Below are 367 nucleotides of genomic sequence, written 5' to 3'. Positions count from 1 at the left end.
GACTTTATAGCGGCAGCGATAGAAAAGCTGCGTTGGGCTCATCGATAGCGAAATGCGGGATAGCGGGATATGAAAAACCCCACCGAAGTGGGGCCTGAAGCACTTTACTGCTTAGCTATATCGCCGAAGAGCCTCCGCAAGCAGACCGGTGGATGTTCCATCCTTCTTCCACTCAATCGGCTGTTGCTCACTCACCATAACCAGCGCCTCGTAGTCTCGAATTCCTGCGGTACTAGCGGCAAGTGCAACATGCTCTCGCACTACCTTTTCCGCGCCAGCTGTAGTTGTGTTCGGAGTGAACTGAACACTCCACACCGTGGTCAGTTTGCGTTTGACGTAAAGACGCTCTGCAAGCACACGCTCGAAC

The 367-nt window shown here is 53.4% G+C and carries 1 protein-coding gene; it reads right to left on the bottom strand.

What is annotated here, in order from left to right; translation table 11 throughout:
- Window positions 1–111: 111 nt before the first annotated feature.
- Window positions 112–367: hypothetical protein (locus AB2L51_RS15100; RefSeq protein WP_400922639.1), on the bottom strand; the 256-nt coding region annotated here is incomplete at its 5' end.

Origin of the sequence: Acetobacter fabarum (assembly GCF_040702925.2) — a bacterium.
Taxonomy (GTDB): Bacteria; Pseudomonadota; Alphaproteobacteria; order Acetobacterales; family Acetobacteraceae; genus Acetobacter; species Acetobacter fabarum_B.
Note: the sequence above shows the minus strand (reverse complement) of the source record. Positions and strands in the feature narration are given on the sequence as shown.